Raw genomic sequence first — 25799 nt, forward strand, 5'->3', positions numbered from 1 at the left:
AACGCCCTACCGCGGCGAGGGAACACCGCCGGGGGTCGGCGACACGATCATCTCTTGCCGATTGCCGCGACGGACGACGAATCGCGTTTCGGTCGCCGGGGCCGCCGAAATCGCGCCGATCAGTTCCGGCACGTTCGCGATGTCGGTTTCGTTCATCCGAATGAGCACGTCGCCGCGGCGGAAGCCGAGCCGATACGCCTCGGACGCTTGCGGTACGTCGAACAACGCGATCCCTTGCGGCCCGTTGCGCAGCGCGGCACCCAGCCAGTCGAACACGGTTTCGGAATCGTCCGCCGTCCCTTGGGGACGCAGACCTTCAGCGCTCAAAAGGGCGACGAACTCGGGCTTTTGCGTCCCGAACCGATCCAGCGGAAACGGTCGGAAGCCCAACCGCAACGCCGGTGAATCGGGCCGCAACCGAAAGTCGCCGTGTTCCAAGTCGACGAACCGCGGATCGGCGAACACCGAACGGGTGTCGGCCCCCAAGGCCTGCCACTGCGCAAGCGACAGTGCGCGGCGACGCGGTGATTCGCCGTCGATCGCCCCTTGGTAACCGAAGAGGGGCGGCTCACCCGGTGTGTTCCAGTACACGTTGCGATCGATTTCTTTGGGCAAATGCACGGTCGCCGGTCCGCGATTGATCGCCCACGCATCGCGTGTATTGACGACAATGTTATTCGTGATCACGTCGTCGTTGTCTTCGAAACAACAATGCTTACTCGGCGGATTCGGCCCCACGAAAATATTGTGGTGTACACGGCGGAAGAAGCCTTCCCGTAACTTCACACTGCATCCCAGGCACAGGTTGCTTTCGACGATATAGTTCGACGCGCCGTCGTCGAGATCGATTCCCCAACTGAATCCGTCGTGGGCAAAGCGGTTGTTGCGAATCACCGTCGGCAGATGGTTGTCGAGCACGGCGTATCGCTTCGACAACGTCATGTCGCACGGCTTGTTTTCACGGTGCAACGACTGCCAGTATCGGTCACGTCCCCAGGCGTTCAGCGGCCCGTGGTCCGAGGTTTCGAGCACGGTCAAGAAGGCGTCGTTGAATTCGATCAGGTGGCCGCCCCAGCATCCGTCGTTGATGCAGATCGCCGCGCGGGGTACGAGACAGATCGTGTTGTGACTCACGTGGATCCGTTCGCAGGCCGAAAGATACACGCCCGCCGTCTGCTTGCCCACGATCCCCAAGCGATACATCAGGTTATTGCGAATAGTACATTCACCGGGATAGTTCGGCGACTTGGGCCCCGGCTCGAGATCGGTCAGTTCGTCCAGAGGAACGTGATAGGTCCGATGCACGCGCAGCTCGCGAACGGCGTCGTCGCTTCCCACCGCCAAGACGGCGCTGTCGCCGATGTCGGTGAACAACGAATCGGCGACCTCGACCCGGCGGTTGTAGTTCGAAAGCAACACGGCATTGCCGCCCAAATGCACGAATCGGCAATCGACGACCGAACAATCGGCGGCGCCGTCGAATCGCAACGCCGCCCGCCGCGCAATCGCCCAATCGCCGCGCAGACGCGTTTCGTACGGTTCGAGCATCGTGCGGGCGGTGTGCGCGAAGGTGATTCCGCGAAAATGCAGATCGTGCACAGGATTCTCGGCCGTGCCCGCGAGCACGATCAGCTCTTTCAGTACGCAGCCGACGACTTCGGCCGTTGCGATGTCTTCATGTTCGTGCGGCAGGTAATGGAGCACGTGGTTCGGGGCATCGAAGTACCACTCGCCGGGCGCATCCAATTCTTCGAACACGTTCTCGATGAAATAGGGTGAACCGCCGCCGATGCGATTGGCCCGCTCGGTGTGCCAAAGCGTTCCGATTTGCCATCCGCCTTCGCCCAATGCGATCCGGTGGGATTCGTAGTCGATCGCCTTCAATCGCCATTGCAGGTTGCTCCAACGCTGACTTTGAAAGATGTGCAACACGGCGGTTTCGGGATGCGCCCAACGGCGCGGCGTGAATTTCTGCGGATCGAACGCCAGCGTCGAGAACGGCTGCAACGGAGGCGTCACGCGCGAGGCGGGCTCGCCGGGGCGAGGCTCCAAGCCGCGGGCGTAGCCGACATCGACGCCGTGTTCTCCCTCGCGATAGTCCGGCCAGCGGGCGAGCGGACGCCGCTTTCCGGCGACGAACAACTGGTCGATTTCCGTTACGTCGTCGGGCACGCGGGCCTGAAGAATGCCGTTTTGAGACGGGCGCCACGCGAGTTCGAGCCGTCGCCCGCCGCTGATGACGGGATTCGCTCCCGGCCGCGCTTGGTACGTAACCGGTGCGTCGGGCGTTCCCGAATCATCGGGCGTGAACACGATCGTATCGTCGAGATAGTACGTCCCCTCGTCCAAGAAAACGTCGGCCGGTTCTCGGCCGGCGATCTTGCGTACAGCTTGACGCGCACGATCGATCGTGCGAAAGGGTCGTTCCGCCGTGCCGAGATTCGAATCGTCGCCGCGTGGAGAGACGTAAAATTCGGCCGCGTTACCAAAACCGGCCGTCGCCGCGCCGATCAGGCATACGATCCAAACGAATCGGGCAAGCAAACGCATGAGAAAACCTTCGGGAAACGGGGATGGGATATCGTCGGTTGCGCACCGTCACGAAATCGATTCGCCGCCGATCGACGTCGCAAATCTTCCGATGCGTGCCTATTGCCACAGTTACCCGCTTCCCGCTGTCGAGGACATTCGATTGTAATCGCGAGACAGGCCGATTTCATCCACACGGCGCAAGCATCCCGGCAACACACCTGTTGCCGAAGCGACTTATTCGCGTTGGCTGATCAACAGCATCGGCGTGGTGGTGCGGCGGGCAAGGGCGAGCGTCAGGCGGCCTACGGCCTTTTCCCTGCGCGAAACGCGCTGTGTGCCGATGATCACCAGGTCGTGCTCGGCGATCGCGTCGACGAGGGCGTCGGCCACGTCTTCGGCGACGACGATCCGCCCGGTTCCGATCTCGCCCGCCTCATCCTCGACGATTTCGGTCAACACGCGTCGGGCACGATTCCTTGCGGCAGGCGGCATTTGGGGCGGAACGACGCGCAAATAGGTGACTTGCTGCAACCCGGTTCGCAGGAGGCTTCCCAAGAGCCGCGCGCGAAGGCGATCGTGCAATCGTGCGCCCGCCACCGGCACCACCACGCGGCGCACCGTCCGCGGATCCCAGTCGCCCGGCGCCCGCAAGACCACCACGTCGCAGGCCGCCGTTCGGATGAACTGGTCGACCGGCGGCGTCAGGTCTTCGTCGCCTAGCTCACTGAAGCCGAGCAACACGGCCTCGCAGCGGTGTGCGCGGGCGACACGGCCGATCTCGCGCCAGGGCGATTCCCCCAGGGTGGTGAGGGCCTCGGGAAACCGCCCGAAGCGGACGGCCGCGGCCAGCGCCTCGGACAACACCGACTGCGATCGTTCCAAAGCCGACCGGCATTCTTCGGGGGTAATCTCGCGTTTGCGGGCGAGCGCGACCGTCAACAACAACACGCGCCCGATTTCCGGCGGCGACAAGGCGTCGGCCACGCGCACCAACGCCGGCGCGCGTTGCGGATTGGCGACCGGTACCAGCACCAGCGGCGAGCGACCTCGCAGACGCGTGAGTTCGGGGTCGACGGCGGCGGCGCGGGCGTCGACGACACGGGCCGGTCGCGCAAACAACGCCATGAACACGAAGCCCCCCGCCATCATCCACAACGCCGTCAACACGCCCGCTCGCGGCACGACCACGCCTTGAAACATCGCCAGCGGAAAGCAAGCAGCGATTCCCAAGACGGGTACCAAGGGGAACAACGGGGTGCGGAACGTATCCGTCCGCAAAGCTCGACGCCGCGCCAAAATCGCGATCCCGTGCACCAGGGTGAAACACAACAAGAAGATCAGCCCCGCCGCCGCACCGGCGGTTGCGACATCGGGCAACACCAACACGACGATCACGGCCAGTAGCGACGTCGCAGCCACCGCCACGTACGGTGTTTTCGACTCGGGATGATGGCGCGACAAGAACCGCGGCATCGTGCGATCGGTCGCCATCGCCACGGCGATCCGGGAGGCGGCAAACAGGTTGGCCCCCAGCGCCGAAAGCATCGCGAGTATTCCCGCGATCATCACCAGCCAAAAACCGGCCCTACCAGTAAACTGCTCGACGGCGGTCGGAATGATCCCTTCGGGATCGGCGCGGCACAAGTCGATCAGCGTTTCGCCCGGGGGCACGCCCACGAGGGGAACGAGCAGCATCAACGGCACGTAGATCGCCAGCGCAATCGCCAGCGAAAGGAACATCGCCAGCGGAATGTTCCGTCGAGGTCGACGAATTTCGCCGCTTGCCGCCGAAATCAAGTCGAACCCCTGCATGGCGATGAACGTGTATCCCATCGCGGCGAAAAAGCCTTCGGCCCCTTCGGCAAAAAACGGCGTGAACGCTTCATCGACGGGACGCGGCGTGCCGGTGAGCACGGCCCACAATCCGGCGATGATGATGGCCCCGAAAAAGAGAACCTTGAGGATGTTCTCGATCACGGCGCCGCCGGCGCCCGACTGCCGCGACAGCCGCAACGTGTACACGAGCACTGCCGCCAACGCAAACAACTTGAACGTCCAATAGCGGCCGAGGGGCCCGGCAGCTCCGAACCAACCCAGGTGTCGCAGCAGGTCGAAAAAGAACTGCGCGAAGCCGATCGCGTACAACGCTGCGGCGGTGATCGAAGCAAACCATACGACCCAGCCGACCAGGAACGCGGCCTCGACCGAGAGAACAGTCTTGGCGAAGACGTAGGTTCCTCCCGAGCGTGGAAACCCGGTCGCCAGCTCGGCGAAGCTCATCGCGGTCAGATAGGCGATGAGGCCGTTGGCCAAAAAAACCAGCGCCGCACTGGGGCCGGTGGCGGCGAAACAGGTTCCGGCCAAGGCCAGAATGCCGCCGCCGACGATCGCTCCCACGCCGATACTCGTCGCGCCGACGAGCCCGATTTTCCGTGCCGGGTCCGAGTCCATGTCCTTCCTTGTAAGGCGGGTGATCGGTGATTGTGATTCTGCGATGATGTATCGTAGCGGCCGCCTTGTCCTCGGAAAATGCCCGTCTTGCCGAATTCCACCGATTCCTCGTCCGACGACGAGCCGCACAAACGAAACAAGCACCCCAAAACAAAAAACGCGGGAGGCCCGCCGAAGGCGAACGTCCCGCGTACCGAATTCGAAGCGTCGAACCGCCGCCGTCGACCGCGGCGATCGGTCAACAGGCGTGGATCAGGCGTCCAAGATATAGCCGTCGCGATATTCCGGCTTGACGATCTTTTCCAAGCCCTCGATGTTCTTCACCTTGAGGTTGACCGGATCCCATTCGACCTTTTCGCCCAGGCCGGGTTCCTTGGCGACCCAAACGGCCAGGTTGCCGAGGAGGACGACCTCGGTGAGCGGCCCGGCGTAGTTCGGGAAGTTCGACATCGCCGGTTTGCCTTCCTTGATGGCGCGAACCCATTCTTCGAAGTGCCCCGGCGACTTTTCGAATTCCACTTCCATGTCGGCATTGTCGCCGATGATGCGGAACTCGGCCCCGTAGTCGTGCGGCGAGTAGATCTTGCCTTTGTCGCCGATGATCAACGAACCGCTCGGGTTCGGTGCCTTCGGATCGTCGAAGCCTTCGAACAGCTCGACCGGCGGACGCTTGCCGCCGTCGTACCACTTCATCGTGAGGGCCGGCCGCCAATCGTTGGCCGGGAACTCGTAGGTGATGATCGACCATTTCGGGTAGCTGTCGCCGTTGTGGCCGGAAGTCTCGGCCTGGACCGAGGTCGGATTGAGCAGGTCCAACCCGGCGTACGGCATGTTCATCGTGTGGCAGGCCATGTCGCCCAAGGCCCCGGTGCCGAAGTCCCACCAACCACGCCACGAGAAGGGATGGTAGCCGGGAGCGTACGGCCGGAAGGGAGCCGGACCGATCCATTCTTCCCAGTGCAGATACGGCGGCACGGGCTGTTCGGGCTGACGTTCGCCGCCTTGCGGCCAGATCGGCCGGTTCGTCCACACGTGAACTTCGGTGACGGTGCCCAGCGCACCGGCTTTCAGCAACGCGGCCGCTTTTCGCAAGCCGTCGGTCGCCGTACCCTGGTTGCCCATCATCGTTTGCACGCCGGTTTCTTTGGCCACCTGGGCCATCAACCGGGCCTCGTAAATGCTGTGCGTCAGGGGCTTCTGGCAAAAGCAGTGCTTGCCCATCCGCATCGCCATCAGCGAGGCGGCGGCGTGGCAATGGTCGGGCGTGCTGACGGTCACGGCGTCGATCTGATCGCCCATCTCTTCGAGCATCTTGCGGAAGTCGTTGTACAACTTCGCGCCCTCGAACCGCTTCGCGGCACCGTTGAGCGTGCGGTCGTCCACGTCGCAGATGGCGACCATCTTGCCGTGTTTGCCTGCATCGGCCGAGTCGCTTTGTCCTTTGCCGCCCACACCGATCGAGGCGAACTGAATTTGTTCGTTGGGCGACTTGCTCTCTTGGGCGCGCACGCCGCCGGCCACCCAGTAACCGATACCCACCGCGGCCGTGGTCTGAACGAAACGACGACGACTGGTTTTGAACGCCATGACGGATACTCCTGGTAGGACAAAACAAGGGGAGTGGAAAGCGGGACCGCATGCCGAGATCCGCGCCTCTCCCGCGATGCACAACCGCCCGCGGGAACGATCTTTGCCGGCGAACGCCCGATCACACGTCGCGCATTCAACGCGGTGTCTTCCCGCCGCAAGCCCTTCCGACCGGCAAAGACCACCGAGATCGGCATCCTTGCGCGGGAGATGCTTGCGGTGAGCGACACCGTAACGGCCAAACCCGCATCCGTTGGAGTTGCGCGGTTACGGAAGGGCGGGATATCGACGTCGGTCCGATACGACGATCTCCAATTTGCACCAAATAGTTTGGTCATTGCCGACGCCTGATGCAAGCAGAGAATCCTATTTTCGCCGTTTCGGCATCGAGCGATGTTCCGGTCGATCGCCTCTCGGGGTTCCCCCGTCCGGCAGCCGAGTCGTCTCTACGATCGCCGTGAAAACCGCCCGCGCCCCGCGGTCCTCTGCTCCCTGTAAGCAGAAGCACAATATGGGCAACTTACAAACGATAGGCAATCCTGTTTCGCCGTCCCCTTGCGGGGCCCGTCGCGGGATTGGTATATTGAGGGCTTCGGTTGTCCTCTTGGGCGGAACGTGTCTTCCGCGTATCCGGTGGGTACCTTCCTTCCGCCGAATCCGCATCGTCGAGCCGGGCGAACGTGCGTCCTTCATGTCGGCTCGGCGCCCCTTTCGGGGACGACCGCATCGCTTTCCAATCGCAGCACCGAGCCGAGGCCGCCGGGCACGGTTTCCGGCGTCGGTTGCTCGTCGTCGTTCGTTTTGACCCGAAGATCCACAAGCGGAGAAGATCGTGGGCACGAAGAAAACCGGAAAAGGTCGGCGCAAGATCGGTCGCAAGAAACGTCGAATGCGTTCCAAGATTCGACACCGCAAGAAGTAATCGCCTTTCTGCGACGTTAGGGCGGATCGCGTGCGCCGCATGCGCACGCGACGATGTTCGCAGTTCGTCGGGCAATCGTTCGGTAGGAGAATCGGTTCATGTCATCCGAGACTTTCCCCTCCCGCAGCCCGCTGCTCATGTCGCCTGCGACGACCGCCCTGCTTGTCGTCGATATTCAAGAGAAACTTTTGCCGCTGGTCGACGGCAAGCGGCAAATCGTGTGGAACGTGCGCCGACTCATCGACGCGGCGAAGGCGCTCGAGATTCCCGTCGTCGGCACCGAACAGTATCCAAAGGGACTCGGTCCGACCGTGCCCGAACTGGCCGAACGACTCGGCGATGTGCCGTCGAAGAAAATGTTCAGTTGTCGCGAGTGCGGCGACTTGTTCGAGCAGCTTTCGGCCGACAACCGCGACACGATTCTTATCTGCGGCATCGAAACGCACGTGTGTATCGCGCAAACGGCCCTTGACCTGCTTGCGGGAGGCTGGAACGTCTTTCTGCCGGTCGATGCCGTGGGGTCGCGGCATCGTTTGGATCACGAAACGGCGTTGCGGCGGATGGAAACCTCCGGGGTCGTCCTCACCACGACCGAGGCCGCCCTGTTCGAGTGGTGCGAGACGGCCGCCCACCCGGCGTTCAAGGAAATCAGTCGCCTGGTGCGCGAAGAACCGCCGGCCGACGATTGATTCCCTTTCGTTCGTCGCGTGCGGGCCGCTCTACCGACCGCCGACGAACTGCGATCAGTCGGCCGCTTTCTGGACGGGGGCTTCGAGAAATCGCTCGGCAAAGTGACAAGCCGCAAAATGCCCCGGCGCCGCTTCACATAACGCCGGCTGCTCTGTGCGGCAACGCTCTTCGGCAAAGCGACAACGCGGATGGAATCGGCATCCCGGCGGCGGATTTCGCGGGCTGGGAACATCGCCCTCGAGGACGATCCGCTGCTTCTTCGTTTTCGGATCCGGCACGGGAATCGCCGACAGCAATGCCTGCGTGTACGGATGCGCCGGTCGCGCGTACAACTCGCTCGACGCGGCCGTCTCGACGATCTGCCCCAGGTACATCACCGCCACACGATCCGAAAGATACTCGACCACCGACAGGTCGTGCGAGATGAACAAGTACGTCAAGTTGAACTTGCTGCGCAGCTCGGTCAGCAAGTTGATGATTTGCGATTGAATCGAAACATCCAACGCCGAGATCGGTTCGTCGAGCACGATGAACCGCGGCCGGACCGCCAGCGCTCGGGCGATGCAAATTCGCTGTCGCTGGCCGCCCGAAAACTCGTGTGGATAGCGGTTCGCCGCATCGGCGGGCAGGCCCACGCTTTCGAGCGTTTGCATGACGATTTCTCGCCGCTTGCGGGCATCGCCCATGCGATGGACGATGAGCCCTTCCTCGATGATCGAGCTGACGGTCATGCGGGGATTGAGCGAGCTGAAGGGATCTTGGAAGACGATCTGCATCTTCCGCCGCAGCTTCCGCAGCGTGTCGCCCTTGGCGGCGGCCACGTCGTCGCCGTCGAACAGCACGGTTCCCGAGGTCGGTTCGAGCAAGCGTAGAATCGTCCGGCCGGTGGTCGTCTTTCCGCACCCCGATTCGCCGACCAGCCCGAGCGTTTCGCCCTCGGCGATCGACAGGGAAACGTCGTCGACCGCTTTCACGTACCCGGCGATCCGCGAAAAGATGCCCTTGCGGACGGGAAAATACTTCTTCAGATGTTTGACTTCGAGCAACGATTTACGCATCGGCCAACTCGTCGGCAAAGTGACAGCGGGCGAAATGGCCCGGCTCGATTTCGACCAATTCCGGTTCTTCACGTGCGCAGCGATCTTGCCGGTGCTTGCAGCGCGGATGGAACTTGCAGCCCGACGGAAATTCCCGCGGACTGGGAACCATCCCCTCGATCGTCTCCAGCTTCTCGCTCTTCGACTGCCCCAGCGAAGGACGCGACCGCAACAACCCCCGCGTGTACGGATGCAACGGCCGATCGAAAACCTCGGCCACCGGTGCCTGTTCGACCACCTTCGAGGCGTACATCACGACCACGTCTTGCGCGGTTTCGGCGACGATCCCCAAATCGTGCGTGATCAGCAGGATCGACATGTGGTGTTCTTCCTGCAAATCGCGCAACAATTCGAGAATTTGCGCCTGGATGGTGACGTCGAGCGCCGTGGTCGGCTCGTCGGCGATCAACAGTTGCGGCCGACACGAAAGCGCCATGGCGATCATCGCCCGCTGGCGCATACCGCCGGAAAACTGGTGCGGATACTCGCGGAACCGCTGCGCCGGATCGGGAATGCCGACCTTGGCGAGCATGTCGATCGCGGCGTCTTTCGCTTCGGCGGACGACAGATCGGTGTGCAGCCGCAAGGCCTCGACGATCTGCGCACCCACCGTAAACACCGGGTTCAGCGACGTCATCGGCTCTTGGAAGATCATCGCGATCTTCTTGCCGCGAATCTTCCGCAATTCCCGCTCGGGCAACCCCAGAATGTCGATTTCGCCGTCGCTCTCGTCGAAGAGGGTGATGCGACCCTCGACGATCTTGCCGGGTGCCGCCACCAGCCGCATCAGCGACAAGGCCGTGACCGACTTGCCGCAGCCGGATTCACCCACCAAGGCCAACGTGCGGCCGCGCGGAATCTCGAACGAAACCCCCTGTACGGCCTTTACGACTCCCTCGTCGGTGAAGAAGTGCGTGTGCAGGTTCTCGACGCGAACCAACGGCGCCGCTGCCGCATCCATCATCGATGTGCCGGAAGATTCAGGGTTCGCCATCTGTTTGCCGTGTGTTCAGATTAGGCTGCTGTCGGTCGTGGTCAGGAACCCTTCGATTGTATTCTGTTTTCCTGAATTTCCCAATTGCGATACCTTGCCGACGAGAGGAAATCGCCGGCGCGTCTTCGGCTGCAAGCGGCCGGTGGATGCTTCGACGCCCCGAAAAGGGTCTGGCTTCGGCCGATGCAAGACCGAACAATGAACGGCGAGGACATCGTTCCGCAAAGCCGTTTGCCGATCGTGGAAGTTTGCAGCACACAAGCAATATAAGCAAGGAAGACAACATGGCCGGCAAGGAATACCAAGGACCGTTGGAGCGAATCGACGACACGACGTGGCGCATTCCGAAGGACGCCCGCCTGGGAATGCGGGTCGAAGGACGTATTTTTGCCGACGAGCGGTTGATCGATCAAATCCGCGCCGACCAGGCCCCGGTACAGGTGAGCAATGTTGCGTGCCTGCCGGGAATCCAAAAGGCCAGCCTGGCGATGCCCGACATCCATTGGGGATACGGGTTCTGTATCGGCGGTGTGGCGGCGACCGATCCGGAAGAGGGCGGCGTAATTTCGCCCGGCGGGGTCGGGTACGACATCAACTGCGGCGTTCGGCTCATGCGCACCGGCCTCGAATACGACGAGATCCGCAAGCAGGCCAAGCAACTGGTGGCCCACTTGTTTCGCGACATCCCTGCCGGAGTGGGCACCGGCGGCCCCTATTTGTTCGGCGGCAAGGAGATGGACCGCCTCTTGGCCGAGGGCGTTCACTATCTGCGCGAACGGGGTTTGGCGACCGACGAAGACGTCGCCCACACCGAGGCCGAAGGATGTCTTCCGGGTGCCGATCCGGCGGCCGTCGGCGAGCGGGCGAAACAGCGGGGCGGCGACCAGTGCGGTACGCTCGGCTCGGGAAATCATTTCCTCGAGTTGCAGGTCGTCGACGAAATTCACGACCCCGAAGCCGCCCAAGCGATGGGCCTGCACGAAGGCACCGTGTGCGTGATGATCCACTCCGGCTCGCGCGGATTGGGATATCAAGTGTGTGACGACGCCCTGCGCGAAATGCGCGCTTGCCCGGCCAAGTACGGCATCGAGTTGCCCGACCGGCAATTGGCCTGCGCGCCGGTGAACAGTCCCGAAGGGCAGAAATACTTAGCCGCCATGCGCGCCGCAGCCAACTTCGCCTGGGCGAACCGGCAGCTCTTGATGTGGTTGACCCGCGAATCGTTCGCACACTATTTCGGTCGCCCGTGGGAAGAACTGGACATGCACTTGGTTTACGACGTGGCGCACAACATCGCGAAGATGGAAGAGCACGACGTGGGCGGACGCCGGAAGCTAGTGTGCGTCCACCGCAAGGGCGCCACCCGCGCCTTCCCGAAGGGACATCCCGAAGTGCCTCCGGCCTATCGCCATGTGGGCCAGCCGGTGATCATCCCCGGCGACATGGGCAGCGAAAGCTGGGTGCTCGTCGGGCAACCGGCGGCTATGGAACGTTCGTTCGGCTCGTCCTGCCACGGGGCCGGCCGCGTCCTCAGCCGCAAGGCTGCGATTCGCCATGCCGAAGGACGCCGCATCGACCGCGAGCTGGAGGCCAAAGGCATCATCGCCCGCGCCCGAAGCCGGCGCGGCCTGGCCGAAGAACAGCCCGAGGCCTACAAGGATGTCTCGGTCGTCGTCGATGTCGTCGATCGCGCCGGGCTGGCCAAGAAGGTCGCGCGGTTACGGCCGATCGGCGTGGTGAAGGGATAGCCGACTTCACGATCCGACTCACTCAAGCCGCATCACGCACCTGTGCTGCGGCTTTTTTCATGGGCGCGATAAGACTCTTTGCCGCACGAGACGGTTCGGCAAAGATTTGCCCGCTGCGCTTGGCCATTCGACCGTCATCGAAGGTATGATGGGCCTTAGTGCGCCGAGGCGATGCGACGTCTCGATGCCGTTTCTCCGATCGACGAATCGACATGCGTGGGAGGCGATCATGATCCGTAACCGGTTCGGAATGACGCTGCTGGTGTTGGCGGCGGCAGGCTTGTGGGCGGGCTTGGCAACGGCGGAACAACGTCGACCGAATATCGTCTGGCTGACCACCGAGGACAACTCGGCCCTGTGGTATCGGTTGTACAATCCCAAAGGCGCTCCCATGCCGAATGTCGAGCGTCTGGCCGAACACGGCCTGGTGTTCGAAAACGCGTACTCGAACGCGCCGGTATGCTCGGTCGCCCGCAGCACGCTCATTTCCGGTTGTTACGCCCCGCGGTTGGGCGCTCAATGGCACCGCAAGGAACAGCCGGTGAAGATGCCGCCGGGTTTGCACATGTTCCCGTGGTATCTGCGTCAGGCCGGTTACTACACGACGAACAACGCGAAGGAAGACTACAACTTCCTTCCCGAGGAAAAGGACGGCGTGTGGGACGAATCGTCGAACAAGGCGACCTATCGCAACCGCAAGCCGGGACAGCCGTTCTTCCACGTGCAAAACTACGGCCGCACGCACGAGGGGCAGTTGTTCCGCAATCGTCCCGACGAAACGCTGAAGACGAATCCCGACGACGTCGAACTCTTCCCGTATCATCCCGACACGCCGTTGTTCCGCAATAAGTATGCCGACTACCTCGACGCGCATATGCAAATCGACGCGCAGCTCGGCGAGTTCATTCGGCAACTCGAGGCCGACGGCCTACTGGACGACACGTTCATCTTTCATTTCGGTGATCACGGCGGCGTGTTGCCCGGCAGCAAAGGCTACGCCCATGAAGACGGCCTGCACGTGGGGCTGATCGTGTACGTACCGAAGAACTTCCGACACCTGGTACCGGCCGAACCGGGTTCTCGCATCGACGGTTTCGTCGAGTTCGTCGATCTTTCGGCGACCGTTTTGAACCTGGCCGGGGCGACGATTCCCGAAGGCATCGACGGACGTCCCTTCTTGGGGCCGGGCGTGACGCTCGACGAACTGAACCGCCGGAACACGACCTACGGCTACGCCGAACGCTTCGACGAAAAGTACGATCTCGTCCGCTTCTTCCGCAAGGGAAAGTACAGCTATCACCGCAACTATCAGCCGTTCAACTTCGACGGCTTGTACAACGAGTACCGCTACAAGCAGCCCGCCTATCGCGAATGGCTGGAATTGTATCGCCAGGGCAAACTGAACGCGGCGCAACGGGCGTTCTTCGAGGCCCGGCCGCCGGAATGCCTGTACGACCTCGAAAACGATCCGCACGAAGTGCACAATCTGGCCGGCGACCCGGCCTACGCCGACGTGCTGGCCGACATGCGTCGCGAAGTGCAACAGCGGATGTGCAACTTGCCCGACTTGGGCATGATCCCCGAGCCGGTATTCTTGCGAGAAGGTGCACCCGACGGATTCGGATACGCGCGGGCGAACCGGGATCGCATCACCCATTTGCTGTCGATCGCCGATTTGCAGCTCGTTTCCTTTGCCGAAGCCAGGCCGAAACTCGAAGCCGCATTTGCCGAAAAAGACCCGCTCGCGCGATACTGGGCCTGGATCGTGTGCAGCACCTTCGGCAAAGAGGCGGAATGTTTTGTCGACAAGGCGAAACAGGACATGTGGAAGGACGACGATTTGCTCGTCCGCACCCGTGCGGCCGAGTTCGTCGGACTCGTCGGCGCCGCCGATCCGCGTCCGGCGCTGGTCGACATCTTGAACAAAACGACCGATCCGGTCGAAGCCAACTTGATCTTGAACACGGTCGTTCTTTTGAAGGACGGAAAAACGAACCTGCCGTTCGACTTCGAGCAGGTGGCGAACGCCCCGTGGGTGAACGCCGCCGGCGAGGTCGCCAGGCGCATCCGTTACCTGAAGGGAACGACGGAATAAAACGACGGTATCTTCAACCAGGGCACCGGACCGATTCGTCCCCCCGCGGGCACGTGCTGCCGAAGACAAAAGGAGCAAGCACATGTTGTGTCACCGCACACGGGGAGGGCGGGGGAATTTCGATCGATTCACGAACCGGGTCGCTTTCATGCCGCTGCTGGGCGGCCTGGCCGTGATATTTTGCTGCTTGGGCATATCCGTCCATGCGGCGGAACGCCCGAACATCGTGTGGATCATGGCCGAAGACATCGGCCCGGAGCTTTCGTGCTACGGGCATCCGGCCGTCCGAACCCCGAACATCGACGCCCTGGCCGCCGACGGCGTCCGTTTCACCCGCGCCTTCACGACGGCCCCTTCCTGTACCCCGTCGCGCAACGCGATGATGCTCGGGGTGTACCAGACCCGCACCGATACGCAAGATCAACGGCGGCGCGGCGTGGTGCTTCCGCCGCACATCAAACCGATCACCTATTACTTGCAACAGGCGGGCTATTTCACGGCGTTGGGATGCGGCTACTCGAACAAGACCGATCTCAATTTCAAGTGGCCGCATCTGTTCGACGCGAACGACTGGAAAGAGCGGCGGCCCGGACAACCCTTTTTCGCGCAGATCACCTTGTGGGTCACCCATCGCCAACCGAACGGTTGGGCGAAAGACTGGATCGAAGTGCGACGGCGGTCATCCCATCCGGTCGATCCTGCCGAAGTCGCCTTGCCGCCGTATTTTCCCGATCATCCCGAATGTCGCCTGGACTGGGCCCGCTACCTCGACGCGATCGAATACATCGACGCAGAGGTCGGTGAGATCCTCGACCGGCTCGAACACGAGGGCCTTGCCGACAATACGATCGTGATCTTTTGCGGCGACAACGGTCGATGCCATCTGCGAAGCAAATGCTGGCTCTACGAGGGCGGCATTCATGTGCCGTTGATCATTCGCCGACCCGGCCAATCGGGAGGAATCGTGCGGGATGAACTGGTTTCGATGCTCGACGTTTCGGCGTCGGTATTGGAGTTTGCCGGAATCGACATCCCCGATCACTTCGACGGCCGTCCCTTGTGGGGACCGCGCGCCCGACCACGCGATTGCATCTTTGCCGCCCGGGACTTGATCGATACCCTTGAAGATCACATCCGTTGCGTGCGGACGGATCGCTTCAAGTACATCCGCAACTACAACCCCGAGCTGGGTTACCGCGAATCGGAGTACGTCGAAGAAAACCGCCCCATGTTGCCGGTCATCCGTCGCTTGGCCGCCGAAGGGAAGCTCAACGCCGCGCAACAACTATTGCTGGCCGAGCGAAAACCCGACGAAGAGCTGTACGACTTGCAGGCAGACCCCTTCGAGCTGCACAACCTGGCCGATTCGCCTGAGTATCGCGAGGTTCTCGACGATCTGCGGGCGCGTCTGGACCGCTGGATCGAAGAAACCGGCGATACGGGATTGGCACGCCTGAAAAAAGCCCCCGAACCGACTCGAACCGATTGAAAGGGAGGACAAAACGGTGCGCGCTGTCGTGGTATTCATGTGGCTGGGACTGATCGCCGCCTGCGGCGGATATCCGACTCGCGTCGATGCAGATTCCGCTCCTGCCGATGCATTACGCGACGCCGGAGCAAGCGGCGGGTTGATCGTTCACCTGGGATGCGACGCACCGGATACGTTGCTTGCCCTGCGACTGGACGAGCGATTTCTGGTGCAGGGTTTCGACATAAGCGACGACGCCGTGGCCGCGGCCCGGCGACGAATCGCCGACGCGCAACTTTCCGGCAAGATCCGGGCCGCACGTTTCGACGGAAAGCACCTGCCGCTGGTCGACGAAACGGCGGCGGCCGTAGTCGTCTCGACCGGTTTCGATGTTTCCCGCGACGAGCTCATGCGCGTCCTCGCGCCCGACGGCGTATTGTGCACGCAAGACGGCGGCGGATGGTCGATCGAACGCAAACCGTGGCCCGACGACGTGGATCAGTGGACGCATTTCTTGCACGACGCGTCGAACAACCAAGTCTCGAACGACAAACGCGTCGGCCCGCCCAAGGGCTTGCGTTGGACCAGCGGCCCCCGCTGGTGCCGCAGCCACGAATGGCCCACCAGTGTGCAGTGCACCGTGACGGCAGGCGGCCGTGTGTTCACGATCATCGACCTCGGGCCGATCGGCGTTTACCGGCACTTGCCGCAAGACTGCCGGCTCGTCGCCCGCGATGCCTTCTCGGGCGTTCACCTCTGGGAAGTGCCGTTGGTCGACTGGCAACCCGAGTTCGGCACCGGCACCGAGAACCGCTGGCAGATGCATCACACGATCGCGAGGCGCTTGGTCACCGACGGCGAGCGGGTGTACGTCACGTTGCGTTTCTTGGATTCACCCGTCTCCGTCCTTGATGCAGCGACGGGTGAGGTGCTCGTCGACGCATTACCCGGCACGAGAGGCGCCGATGAAATCTTGCTTTCCGACGGTGTGTTGGTCGCCAAGTGTACGCAAGGTCGGTCGATCGGCGCGTTGGAAAAGATCGCCGGACCGTCCTTGGCAACCCGGGACCGCCTCGTCGGCGTCGACATCCCGTCGGGCAAAAAGCTCTGGGAAACACCCCTGTTGCACGTACTGCCGTATGCCTTGGCAATCGACGGCGGACGCGTCGTCTATCACGACGGCACGACGTTGACGTGCCTCGATCTGCGCAGCGGCGAATCGCGCTGGACGGTCGAATGTCCGATCCTCTCCGCCTTGGGCGGAGGTACTTCGTTGGCCGTCCATGACGGGGTCGTACTCTTGCACGTCCGCGGACGCCTTGCGCTGCCCGAAAACGCCGCTTCGACGGCAACCGCACCGACCAAGGACACGAAGCCGACGACCAGCTCGATGACCGCTTTCGCCTTGGACGACGGCCGCGTATTGTGGCAGCGTCGCGGCCACACGAGCCTAGCCGGCGCGTCGCACATGCCGACCGAAATCTTCGTCATCGGCGATACGCTTTTCTACGGCCAATCGACGGAAGGATACGACCTGCACACCGGCGAGGTGAAAACGTCGATCGACGTCGGGAAGCTGATTTCGCCCGGCCATCATTACCGTTGTTATCGCGGCAAGGCGACCTGCGACTACCTGATTTGGCCGAAACGCGGCGCCGAATTCATCGACGTCGTCGAAGGCAAGAATCACATGCGCAACGATTGGCTGCGGGCGCCGTGCTTCACCAGCTTCGTGCCCGCCAACGGCCTGTTTTACGTACCGCCCAGCCAATGCTTTTGCTATCCCGGGGTGATCGTGCCGGGCTATTTGGCGCTTACATCGAAGCCCGCCGAGGGCAAGACGACCGAACTTCCGGCCCTCGAAACAATCGGCGCGACGATCACCGAAACGGTCGCGGCGACGACGGCCGACTGGCCGATGTACCGCCACGATAATGCTCGCAGCGGCAACACGCCTGCGAAGCTGGGTCCGAATCTCGTTCCGGCGTGGGACATTCACTTGGCTTCAGCGGCTGCGCAAGCGATCGGCGTGAAGGATCGCGTCTGGCTTGCCGAAAAGGAGGCCGGGCAAATCCGCTGTGTCGAAGCCGCGACGGGGAAAACGGCGTGGACGTTCCTCGCCGGCGGTCGTATCGATTCGCCGCCCACCTACTGGAAAGGGCGACTCTACTTCGGGTGCCGGGACGGCTACGTCTATTGCTTGGATGCGGCGAAGGGCACCTTGATTTGGCGGTTTCGCGCGGCGCCCGACGATCGCCGATTGGTGGCCGAGGAACAAATCGAGTCGTTGTGGCCGGTCTCCGGCAGCGTGCTCGTACAAGACGGCAAAGTCTACACCGCGGCGGGCCGTTCTTCCTTCCTCGACGGCGGCATTTACGTCTACGCCCTGGACGCAAACGACGGCCACCCCGTGGCCAAGGAAAAGCTCGAAGGCCCGTGGCCGGATATCTGGAAAGACGTCGGCACGCCCTTTGCCATGGAAGGCGCCCGGCCTGATTTGTTCGTCTCCGACGGACACAACCTGTACATGGGCCGCATCAAGTTCGACCCCGACTTGAACCGGATTCCGCTCGAACCGGCAAGTTCGTTGGGGGAACTCGACATGGGAGAAACGCACCTGGTGGCGACCGGCGGCTTTTTCGACGATTCGGGCTTCGACCGCATCTACTGGATGCACAGCCGATGGTGGCCGGGATTCTACCTGTCGCAACACGCGCCCAAAGCCGGACAGATCATCGTCTTCGACGACCATACGACCTACGCCGTAAAGTACTTTTACCGGCGGATCTTGTGGGCCACGGCTTTCTTCCCCGGCGAACACGGCTACCTGCTGTACGCCGACGACGCTTCGACCGAACCGGCCCTGCTGGAGCACAACGACAAAGGCACCGGGCTCACATGGCTTCCCCCCGAGTCGTACACCGACCAGTATCGACACGGCGGTCGCGGCGTCGAAAAAGGGACCGGTTGGGTCCGCCTGCAACCGGCGAAATGGCAGAAGTTCATTCCGGTTCGTGTGCGGGCGATGCTCTTGGCGGGCGATTACCTGTTCACCGCGGGTGTGCCCGACGTCGTCCCCGAAGATGATCCCCTGGCCGCCTTCGAAGGCCGCTTGGGAGGCCGACTTCAGGTCTTCCGCAGCCGCGACGGAGAGTTGCTGAACGAGCTCGAGCTCGATGCGGCTCCCGTCTTCGACGGCATGAGCGCGCTGAACGGCCGTATCTACTTGACCACGCAGGACGGTCGCGTGCGGTGCTTCGACACGAAAGAATGACGGCCGTGATTCTCACACGCCGAAACGGTTGAACCACGCCCGTTGCTCGAACGGCAGCTTGGGCTTTTGCTCCCACTGCTCGGCCGGTACGCCCAGCGGAAGCACGACTTGCACGCGCCGATCGGCGGGCACGCCCAACAGCTCCGCAAGCCGTTCGGCCGTGCGGTTCACCCGCAACGCGCCGTCCAGCCAGACCGTGGCGTAACCCAACGCGGTAATCGCCAGCAGCATGTTTTCGACGGCTGCGGCGCAGTCCTCCTTGTAAAACGACATCCCGTTGAATACCGGCCGCGGATCGGCAACGCACACGATCATCGCCTTGGCCGTGGCGCACACCGGCCGGTCGATGATCTGCTTCGCCTGTTCGAGCAAGGCAGGGTCGTCGACGATGATGAACGAGGTCGTTTGCTCGTTCTTACCCGACGGCGCACGGATACCGGCCTCGACGATCTTGCGCAAATCTTCCCGCGAGACGGCCGCATCGGTGAACGGCCCACGATAGCTATGCCGACGACGAATCGCTTCGAAGACGTCCACGGGTTCCCTCCTCGGAAACGCGCCCCCTCAGAACCGAAAACGGACATGCGTCGATGCGAACGCGCTGCCGGTCTTCGCACCGCCAAGCTCATTCGATGACGGCGAGGATCTCGCCTTCGCTCATCACAAGAACTTTCTCGTCGCCCAATTGAACCTCACTGCCCGCGTAATGGTTGAAGATCACCCGGTCCCCTTCGCACACCTGAGGTTCGGCGCGGCTACCGTCGGGCAAGAGCCGACCGTCGCCGACCGCGAGGACGCGTCCTTCGCGCGAGCGTTCACGACTGGAGTCGGGCAGGACGATGCCGCCGGGGGTTGTTTCCTCGGCCTCCAACGGTTTGATGATCACGTTGTTTCCCAGCGGTACGAGCTTCACGGTTTTTTCCTCCTCCCGGTCTCTCCGACCCCACCGCAGGCGCCCTCTTGTGAAAACCTCGGTCGGACGCCGTGTCATAGCCCCCTATTGTGGCGCGGAACGATTCACCGCTCAAGCCTGCGCTAACTCTTTAGGAGTATCGACCACCCCCTTACAGAATCCTTCTCACAAGAGGCAAGGGAACGGTGCGGCAAACGAACCGCCTCGGCGCGGGATTCGAAGGGGCTTTTCAAATTCCCGAAAGCTATGATAGAATGGGCTTTCGCATGGCACGCCCCCTTAGCTCAGTTGGCAGAGCAGCTGACTCTTAATCAGCGGGTCGTAGGTTCGAGTCCTACAGGGGGCACTTGGGTGTTTTGCCCTAGGCAGCAAATACCGCAACCTCTTACACAAAGCCGACTTCCGTCAAACCGGCGGAGTCGGCTTTCTGCGTATTTCCAGGCGTCTCCGCCGCGTACTGCGTCGCATTTCGCGCCGCCATTTTGCCGTCGAAATCGAGCCCTTGCAGAGCGGGATGACCTCCCGCGGCGCGACGGTTCCCCCCCACGCACACACCATATGGGACAGGAACCGTTGCTCTGAATCCGCCAGCCTCGCTTGCCCGCAGGTTGTGCGCTACCCTCCGTCACGCCTTCCGCCCCGCCCGTCGGTCCAATTCATGTTTCGCCAGAAGCGCGTTCAGCTTGCGATAGAACGCGGCACCCGGCGGTTCGGGGATTGCATCCCGGCGGATAAACAGCGTCGGCTGTCGAAGCCTTTTCCTGGGTCCGAGCATCGTGTCGTCAGAATCTTGGTCCCAGAGGCTTATTCCTTGTCGTTTCGTGCCACTATTTTCTACAATCAGCCGCAGTCTGCAAAGAGGTTTTGCAACGGGCTGATATATCGAACCATATGAACCAGGGCGTTTTATTACGCGAGTAGACACTTTGAAACCCCTTTCTAGTTCCAGATGCGAACCTCATCCCCCACATGGAGCTGCGGTCCACGCACCGGTTGAAGACCTGGGGCCTGCAACCACAAACCTCACGCATCCTCCACCTCCTGGGAAGAGTGTCTTCGTGCCGCTGTGGATGTTTCGTGGTCCAGGCGACCGAAGAGAGCCGCCACAGTAACGCGAAGCGGGAGGCGCTTCAATGACAAGCAAGAGAATCGTTGTCAGATGGTATGAGCATGGGCGGCCGCAATACCGCTGTTTGGTCCGGGGCATTTTGCCGGACCGACGTTTCTATGGTGAAATTCTCGCATGCTATCCACATGGAGGAAAAAGTACGACTGCTCAAGGGCGATTGTCCGAGCCTGACTACACACGCCTGTTGCAGTTGGTTGACAAAGTCGAGGCTGCCACACGCGGTCAGCTTCAAGACGGACCTTGCGAGGGAATGCTTGCGGAAGGGCTGCCTGCCAATCCGAGAATCATCTTCTTGTATAACCCGAGCGTACATGCAACGACACAAGCGGGGATCTTGTTCCGCCAGATCACACAATTGTTGTTGCCCTACCTGCAACCTTTCATGGAGATGCTCAAAGAGTAGCTCGGCGAAGCAAGTATCAGCCATTAACATGCGTGGCAATTTTACGCTGATGGTCCTTATCACCCCGTTGCACAAGCCGGTTTTAGACGCGGCGTGACGGCGAATAATGACCAATGGGCGTTGTGACCTTGCCAGATCGAATATCGCCAAAATGGTGTCAAAAAGCCGATCATGCGCCCCGATCGGCCCGCAGGCAAACCGGTGCCGGCAAGCCGCTTCCGGGGCGCTTCGAATGCCGTTTCGCCGCCCAGGTCACGGTCCGTAAGGAAGGTCGTCGCGGTACGTCGACCGATTCGCCTGCCGCACTCGGTCACGATCGAGTTTCATCACTTTACGATCATAAGTATACAGGCCGTTCATCTCGTTTTCGACGTCGGTCCATTGTGTATATACGGCGGCACATACTCCTTGCCGTTTGTACGCCGTCAACTGGGCGATGAAGTGTTCATATTCGGCGGTCGCCTTTTCGAAGTTCTCGTAGTTGAAGTGGACCCACGGACCGTCGGGATCCCATACGTGGCCGTCGACCAGGTAGCCGATTGCCCCGTATTCGCCGAGCACGGCGACGCGATCGTCGATCACCTCGACCGGTCCCGGCGGACGATAATGATGGATGTCGCGGACATGCCCGGCTTGATAGTCGATCTTCCGTTTTCCGGCGGTGAAGCCGCTGTTCGTATTCACCAATCGCGTGGGATCGAGGGCCGTCACTTTGCGGGTCATGCGATAGGGATCGTAGATGCCCCAGTGTTCGTTGAACACGACCCACATGATGATCGACGGATGGCTCTCGTGCGTGCGGATCATCCGTTCCAGTTCGGCTTCAAACTGGATGCGATCGTCGTATTCGCGTTCGCCGAAGGTGCTGGGCATGTCTTGCCACACGAGGATGCCCAACTTGTCGCACCAATAATACCAGCGTCGCGGTTCGACCTTGATGTGCTTACGGATCATGTTGAAGCCGAAGTCCTTGATGCCTTCGATGTCCCAGCGCATGGCCTCGTCGCTAGGCGGTGTGTGGAGACCGTCGGGCCAAAACCCTTGATCCAGCGGGCCCATCTGAAAGACGAACCGCCCGTTGAGGACGATCTTGGGCACACCGTCGATCGTCGCAATGCCGACATCACGCATGCCGAAGTAGCTTTCGACATGATCGACGGGACGTCCTTCGCGGAGAACGACGATTTCGGCGTCGTACAAAAACGGGTGATCCGGCGTCCAGGGCTTCGGCTGCGGGATCGGCAAGGTCAGTTCCTTGTCCGCGCGGGTTTCGCCCGAGGCGATCGTGGTTTCGCCGTCGCGCACGATCACGCGGTAGGTCACGTCGGGCTCCAACCCTGAAATACCGCACGAGAACGTGACGGTCTTCTCGGCCAGGCGGGGCGTGATCGTCAACTCGGCCAGATGCACCGGGTCGACCGGCTCCAACCATACGGTCTGCCAAATGCCCGAGCTGGGTGTGTACGAAAAGCCTTGCGGGTCGGCGAACTTGCCGTTGCTTTGTTTCCCGCGGGCGATGGGCCGATCGCTGCCGGGATCGTACACGTACACGAGCAATTCGTGGGCGTCACGGTCGGCAAGATAGTCGGTGATGTCGATGGAAAACGGATCGTAGCCGCCGCGATGGCCGCCTGCGTATTTTCCGTCGACGAATACGGCGCATTCCCAATCGACGGCCTCGAAGTTCAAGTGGATGCGTTTTCCTTGCCACGCTTCGGGCACGCGGAAGGTCCGACGATACCACGCCCGGCCTTGCGGATGGAACTCGCGGATTCCCGACAGGGCCGATTCCCACGGAAACGGCACGAGGATTCGTCGTCCAAGATCGCGACTGAAGGGGATTTTTTCGGGACGCTTGTCTTGGTCGATGAACTCGAATTGCCATAGCCCGTTGAGGTTCAACCATTGGGCGCGGACCAACATCGGCCGCGGATATTCGGGCCATACGTTTTCGGGATCGATTTTTTCGCCCCACGGCGTCATCAACGGGCACGGTGCCGGCTTCCACGGTTCGGCCGCAGCGGCGACCGGCTGCACGACGAACGAACCCGACACGACAAACCACATGGCCGCGGCGAACAATGCAAGAACGAGATACATTTCGAACTCCCGGCGAAGAAATCGACGCAACCGCTTGCGCGACACATTCCTCCTATCCCCACGGCGTCAGTGTTTTCGCCCGATGCCGGATCGTCAATTGCGATGCGCAATATCGATATTCTTCTGCGCAGAAACGGCGTTCGGCACGGGAAGCATCGCGCCGATCATTCGCGGGCGAGGCATTCGGCGACGGTTCGGGCGACGGCGTCCTCCTGGCCCGGCACGCTGCCGCTCCACACGGCGCAGATAGTGCCCGCCGGATCGATCAACACGGCAGAGGGCAAGACGACTTGTGTCCCTTCTTGCATACCTCCGGCGGCCGCCAGCGCACGCCGCGTCATACCGTCACGGTCTTCGTAACACGGCACCGAGATTTGCCGCCGACGGAAGAGGCGTTCGATCCGCCGAGGAACGTCCGCCGTTTCACGATTCGGTAAAGGACACACGATCGGCACGAAGCGGAAACGATCGGAGTCGGCAAGCGTGTCGAACTTCGCGTTGAGTTTCGCCAAATCGTCGATCGCCGTGTCGGACCAATCGCCCCAAAAGAAAAGCAACGTCCACTTGCCGCGAAGCGATTCTTCGTCAAGCGGCGGGGCATCGTCGGGATACACCGGTGTGAGCGCACATGCAGGCAACACGGCGCCGACTGCCGGATGTTGTCGCGGGTCGGGCGTTCCGAACAGCCGGTACCGAAAGACGACGAACAACAGGCCGACGAAAGCCGCCAAGATGAGCGCATCGACCCATTTCGGCCAGTCGCGACGCTCCCAAAAGAACGCCTTGAGGCGCGCCGGAAGCGAAACAGGCGAAGGCGGGCGGTTGGTGATGTCCGACGTGTCGTCCACGTGAAGTTCTCCCGAAAGGGGCGTTCGGGCGGAGGTTCGCGATGCACCTCGTATGCATTTCATCATAGTGCATCGCGTCGAAAAAACGCCCCGTCGGCCGCCGGATTCTCGCAATTTGCGACAGGAAGCCCGATGCAGCGTATCGTTTTCCGGCGCCCACCGCGGCCGTCGCTCGTGCTCGCCGGTCTTGGGCCGCCTTACCGGAGGTGTGATGCGTTGCCGGAACCGAGGCGCGTGAACGTCTCGACGGTAGATGTCCGTTACGTCAAGTAGGGCTTCAAGGCATCGGCAAGCTGCTGATAGTGGAACAGCCGACCGAAATCGAGCAGTCCGGCCAATGCATAAGAATGCACGCGATAACCGGTTTCTTCCAGGATCGCAATCGGATTCAAGCCGCCGATGACGGCGCACCCGATGCGGCCTTGAGTCGGGTGCAGCCCCAACACCTCGCTTTGCGGTTCGCCGATCTGAAGAAAGCCGCGCATGCCGATCACTTCAAGACGTGCGGCCAGGTTCTCGACCGCTTCGCGGCTTTGTTCGGGCACTTCACGGAACCCGGCGCCGACCACGCCGTTTCCGTCGCGAACGGCGCCGCGATAGTTCGTCAAGCCGGCGCGGATGAAAACCTCCAAGGGGTCGATGCTCGTGCCGTCGTACCGGATGATTTCCACGAATCGCGTCGGCCGACCTTCTTGGAATTCGAGCAGCCCGCCGAATACCGACGCCATCGGGATCCCGTGTTTCAAGAGCACGCCGTTGAGCGTAATCGAACATACCGTGCACAAGCCGATCTTGTTCTCAGGAATCGTTACCTGGCCGATCGTTTCGCCGGGCCCCAATACGGCCACCAGGTGGCCCAAGGCGTAGCCTGCGGCGAAGACGTCGCAAACCCCATCGAGGCACGCGTACAAATGCCGTGGATCCACAATGGACGTGTTGACGACGACCTCGCCCCGGCGCGATGCCAAATCGAAAGTCATGGCGTAAGTCAGATGGTCGATTTTCGCCGAGAGGAAGCCGACACGCTCGAAGGTTTGTGCGGCGCGCAGCTCTTCGCGGCCGCGATCGGTGATGGTTCTTCCACGACGTCCGTGCGATTCGGTCAAGCCCTCGGCGTCCATTTCGGCCAGGTAGAGGCGAATCGACCGTTCGCTGAGGTCCAGCCCGGCCTTTTCCAGCATTGCAGCCAGTTGGCGGGAATGAAGCGGCCGGTCGCCGGCACTGAGCAACTTCAAGATGGCCAACCGATTTCGTTGCCGTTTGTCCATCGTCGTCAGACGCCTTTCCTTGAATGGTTGGGTTTGTCCATGCGGTCACCAAGAGACTGAAACGGCAGTTTACACTGCCGCAACGGCACAGAGAACCGATTTGCGGCAATAGTTACGGCATTATTGCCGCTTCAATTGCCGCACAAAAGGCAAAATTACCGTGAGCCCACAGAGTCAGCCGACGGCGGCACACGCCGAAACCCTCCTCCCTACCGAGGATTACGGTGCAAAAATGCGGGAAAACGATTGGAGATCTTTCGTGATTCGTGTATCATCAAGC

At 61.7% G+C, this 25799-nt stretch carries 16 protein-coding genes and 1 tRNA gene; 7 read left to right on the forward strand and 10 right to left on the reverse strand.

What is annotated here, in order from left to right; genetic code table 11:
* Positions 1-6 precede the first annotated feature (6 nt).
* The 3 genes from ACYQ2I_RS00405 to ACYQ2I_RS00415 form a co-directional block, all read right to left on the reverse strand.
* On the reverse strand, positions 7-2550 hold the full coding sequence (locus tag ACYQ2I_RS00405; RefSeq protein ID WP_460165003.1) for a hypothetical protein: 2544 nt from the start codon (positions 2548-2550) through the stop codon (positions 7-9).
* A 216-nt stretch (positions 2551-2766) separates the two neighbouring features.
* On the reverse strand, positions 2767-4983 hold the full coding sequence (locus ACYQ2I_RS00410) for an amino acid permease (protein WP_460165004.1): 2217 nt from the start codon (positions 4981-4983) through the stop codon (positions 2767-2769).
* A gap of 252 nt (positions 4984-5235) precedes the next feature.
* A complete protein-coding gene (locus ACYQ2I_RS00415; RefSeq protein WP_460165005.1) occupies positions 5236-6570 on the reverse strand; it encodes a Gfo/Idh/MocA family protein in 1335 nt (444 codons plus the stop codon).
* A 1020-nt stretch (positions 6571-7590) separates the two neighbouring features.
* On the opposite strand from ACYQ2I_RS00415, the gene ACYQ2I_RS00420 reads away from it, so the two are divergent.
* Positions 7591-8181 (forward strand): hydrolase, encoded by a 591-nt coding sequence (locus tag ACYQ2I_RS00420; RefSeq protein ID WP_460165006.1) that lies wholly within the window; start codon positions 7591-7593, stop codon positions 8179-8181.
* A 54-nt stretch (positions 8182-8235) separates the two neighbouring features.
* Here ACYQ2I_RS00420 and ACYQ2I_RS00425 read toward each other — a convergent pair whose 3' ends face one another.
* Together ACYQ2I_RS00425 and ACYQ2I_RS00430 are read right to left on the reverse strand one after the other, a co-directional pair.
* Positions 8236-9240, reverse strand: a complete 1005-nt coding sequence (locus tag ACYQ2I_RS00425) for an ABC transporter ATP-binding protein (RefSeq protein ID WP_460165007.1) — start codon at positions 9238-9240, stop codon at positions 8236-8238.
* Entirely contained in the window at positions 9233-10273 is a 1041-nt protein-coding gene (locus ACYQ2I_RS00430; RefSeq protein ID WP_460165008.1) for an ABC transporter ATP-binding protein, read from the reverse strand. Before ACYQ2I_RS00430 ends, ACYQ2I_RS00425 begins: the two co-directional genes overlap by 8 nt.
* A 284-nt stretch (positions 10274-10557) precedes the next feature.
* Between ACYQ2I_RS00430 and ACYQ2I_RS00435 the strand changes: the two genes are divergently transcribed.
* From ACYQ2I_RS00435 to ACYQ2I_RS00450, 4 genes are all read left to right on the forward strand, one after another.
* On the forward strand, positions 10558-12021 hold the full coding sequence (locus ACYQ2I_RS00435) for an RtcB family protein (protein ID WP_460165009.1): 1464 nt from the start codon (positions 10558-10560) through the stop codon (positions 12019-12021).
* Between the two features lie 229 nt (positions 12022-12250).
* Positions 12251-14116 carry a sulfatase-like hydrolase/transferase gene (locus ACYQ2I_RS00440; RefSeq protein WP_460165010.1) on the forward strand — a complete coding sequence of 622 codons (1866 nt, stop codon included), beginning with the start codon at positions 12251-12253 and terminating at the stop codon, positions 14114-14116.
* 82 nt (positions 14117-14198) lie between these two features.
* The gene (locus ACYQ2I_RS00445; protein WP_460165011.1) at positions 14199-15605 is read left to right on the forward strand and encodes a sulfatase family protein; all 1407 of its coding nucleotides are present in this window, start codon (positions 14199-14201) and stop codon (positions 15603-15605) included.
* Between the two features lie 16 nt (positions 15606-15621).
* Entirely contained in the window at positions 15622-18858 is a 3237-nt protein-coding gene (locus ACYQ2I_RS00450) for an outer membrane protein assembly factor BamB family protein (RefSeq protein ID WP_460165012.1), read from the forward strand.
* Positions 18859-18870: 12 nt separating this feature from the next.
* Here the strand turns inward: ACYQ2I_RS00450 and ACYQ2I_RS00455 are convergent, their stop codons facing one another.
* Both ACYQ2I_RS00455 and ACYQ2I_RS00460 read right to left on the reverse strand, forming a co-directional pair.
* Entirely contained in the window at positions 18871-19395 is a 525-nt protein-coding gene (locus ACYQ2I_RS00455; protein ID WP_460165013.1) for a nitroreductase family protein, read from the reverse strand.
* Between the two features lie 88 nt (positions 19396-19483).
* Positions 19484-19771 (reverse strand): co-chaperone GroES, encoded by a 288-nt coding sequence (locus ACYQ2I_RS00460; RefSeq protein ID WP_460165014.1) that lies wholly within the window; start codon positions 19769-19771, stop codon positions 19484-19486.
* 273 nt (positions 19772-20044) lie between these two features.
* On the opposite strand from ACYQ2I_RS00460, the gene ACYQ2I_RS00465 reads away from it, so the two are divergent.
* Together ACYQ2I_RS00465 and ACYQ2I_RS00470 are read left to right on the forward strand one after the other, a co-directional pair.
* Positions 20045-20117: transfer RNA gene (locus ACYQ2I_RS00465), tRNA-Lys, on the forward strand.
* Between the two features lie 787 nt (positions 20118-20904).
* Positions 20905-21303 carry a hypothetical protein gene (locus tag ACYQ2I_RS00470; RefSeq protein WP_460165015.1) on the forward strand — a complete coding sequence of 133 codons (399 nt, stop codon included), beginning with the start codon at positions 20905-20907 and terminating at the stop codon, positions 21301-21303.
* A 252-nt stretch (positions 21304-21555) separates the two neighbouring features.
* Here the strand turns inward: ACYQ2I_RS00470 and ACYQ2I_RS00475 are convergent, their stop codons facing one another.
* From ACYQ2I_RS00475 to ACYQ2I_RS00485, 3 genes are all read right to left on the reverse strand, one after another.
* Positions 21556-23403, reverse strand: coding sequence for a glycoside hydrolase family 2 protein (locus ACYQ2I_RS00475; protein ID WP_460165016.1), 1848 nt, complete (start codon positions 23401-23403; stop codon positions 21556-21558).
* 164 nt (positions 23404-23567) lie between these two features.
* Entirely contained in the window at positions 23568-24251 is a 684-nt protein-coding gene (locus ACYQ2I_RS00480; RefSeq protein ID WP_460165017.1) for a TlpA family protein disulfide reductase, read from the reverse strand.
* A 260-nt stretch (positions 24252-24511) separates the two neighbouring features.
* Positions 24512-25519 carry a DUF128 domain-containing protein gene (locus ACYQ2I_RS00485; protein WP_460165018.1) on the reverse strand — a complete coding sequence of 336 codons (1008 nt, stop codon included), beginning with the start codon at positions 25517-25519 and terminating at the stop codon, positions 24512-24514.
* Positions 25520-25799 lie beyond the last annotated feature (280 nt).

The organism is Thermostilla marina (assembly GCF_054657455.1).

Coding starts and splice junctions, on each gene's coding strand:
- ACYQ2I_RS00440 (WP_460165010.1), top strand. CDS start 12,251: ATGATCCGTAACCGGTTCGGAATGACGCTGCTGGTGTTGGCGGCGGCA.
- ACYQ2I_RS00415 (WP_460165005.1), bottom strand. CDS start 6,570: ATGGCGTTCAAAACCAGTCGTCGTCGTTTCGTTCAGACCACGGCCGCG.
- ACYQ2I_RS00470 (WP_460165015.1), top strand. CDS start 20,905: ATGACAAGCAAGAGAATCGTTGTCAGATGGTATGAGCATGGGCGGCCG.
- ACYQ2I_RS00405 (WP_460165003.1), bottom strand. CDS start 2,550: ATGCGTTTGCTTGCCCGATTCGTTTGGATCGTATGCCTGATCGGCGCG.
- ACYQ2I_RS00410 (WP_460165004.1), bottom strand. CDS start 4,983: ATGGACTCGGACCCGGCACGGAAAATCGGGCTCGTCGGCGCGACGAGT.
- ACYQ2I_RS00425 (WP_460165007.1), bottom strand. CDS start 9,240: ATGCGTAAATCGTTGCTCGAAGTCAAACATCTGAAGAAGTATTTTCCC.
- ACYQ2I_RS00435 (WP_460165009.1), top strand. CDS start 10,558: ATGGCCGGCAAGGAATACCAAGGACCGTTGGAGCGAATCGACGACACG.
- ACYQ2I_RS00445 (WP_460165011.1), top strand. CDS start 14,199: ATGTTGTGTCACCGCACACGGGGAGGGCGGGGGAATTTCGATCGATTC.
- ACYQ2I_RS00420 (WP_460165006.1), top strand. CDS start 7,591: ATGTCATCCGAGACTTTCCCCTCCCGCAGCCCGCTGCTCATGTCGCCT.
- ACYQ2I_RS00430 (WP_460165008.1), bottom strand. CDS start 10,273: ATGGCGAACCCTGAATCTTCCGGCACATCGATGATGGATGCGGCAGCG.
- ACYQ2I_RS00485 (WP_460165018.1), bottom strand. CDS start 25,519: ATGGACAAACGGCAACGAAATCGGTTGGCCATCTTGAAGTTGCTCAGT.
- ACYQ2I_RS00475 (WP_460165016.1), bottom strand. CDS start 23,403: ATGTATCTCGTTCTTGCATTGTTCGCCGCGGCCATGTGGTTTGTCGTG.